This window comes from Rhizobium sp. BK456 (assembly GCF_014194045.1).
GTDB lineage: Bacteria > Pseudomonadota > Alphaproteobacteria > Rhizobiales > Rhizobiaceae > Rhizobium > Rhizobium redzepovicii.
This window is the reverse complement of sequence record NZ_JACIAO010000031.1, coordinates 1-1,082: the sequence shown is the minus strand read 5'-3', so window position 1 is coordinate 1,082 and position 1,082 is coordinate 1. Positions and strand designations below refer to the sequence as shown.

At 63.4% G+C, this 1,082-nt stretch carries 1 protein-coding gene; it reads left to right on the top strand.

What is annotated here, in order from left to right; genetic code table 11:
* The coding region (locus FHX03_RS34185; protein ID WP_183857582.1) for an S-(hydroxymethyl)glutathione dehydrogenase/class III alcohol dehydrogenase at positions 1-1,082 on the top strand (1,082 nt) is incomplete at both ends.

Genomic DNA, 1,082 nt, shown 5'->3' with positions numbered 1-1,082 from the left:
ATGGACGTTCGCGCCGCTGTTGCCGTTCAGGCCGGAAAACCGCTCGAAGTGATGACCGTGCAGCTGGAAGGTCCGCGGGCCGGCGAAGTGCTGGTCGAGGTCAAGGCGACGGGCATCTGCCACACCGACGATTTCACCCTGTCGGGTGCCGATCCGGAAGGCCTGTTCCCGGCCATTCTCGGCCATGAGGGTGCCGGCATCGTTATCGACGTCGGCCCTGGCGTCACCTCGGTGAAGAAGGGCGACCATGTCATTCCGCTCTACACGCCGGAATGCCGCGAGTGTTATTCCTGCCTCTCCCGCAAGACCAATCTCTGCACGGCGATCCGCTCGACCCAGGGCCAGGGTGTGATGCCGGACGGAACCTCGCGCTTCTCCATCGGCAAGGACAAGATCCACCACTATATGGGCTGCTCGACCTTCGCCAATTACACTGTGCTGCCGGAGATCGCCCTTGCCAAGGTCAATCCCGACGCGCCCTTCGACAAGATCTGCTATATCGGCTGCGGTGTCACCACCGGCATTGGCGCGGTGATCAATACCGCCAAGGTCGAGATCGGTTCGACGGCCATCGTCTTCGGTCTCGGCGGAATCGGCCTCAACGTGCTGCAGGGGCTCAGGCTCGCCGGCGCCGACATGATCATCGGCGTCGACATCAATCCTGACCGCAAGGCCTGGGGCGAGAAGTTCGGCATGACGCATTTCGTCAATCCGAAGGAGGTGGGCGACGACATCGTGCCGCATCTCGTCAACATGACCAAACGCAATGGCGACCTGATCGGCGGCGCCGACTACACCTTCGACTGCACCGGCAACACCAAGGTGATGCGCCAGGCGCTGGAGGCCTCCCACCGCGGCTGGGGCAAATCGATCATCATCGGCGTTGCCGGGGCCGGCCAGGAGATCTCCACCCGTCCGTTCCAGCTGGTCACCGGTCGCAACTGGATGGGCACCGCCTTCGGCGGCGCGCGCGGGCGCACCGACGTGCCGAAGATCGTCGACTGGTACATGCAGGGCAAGATCCAGATCGACCCGATGATCACCCACACCATGCCGCTCGACGACATCAACAAGGGCTTCGA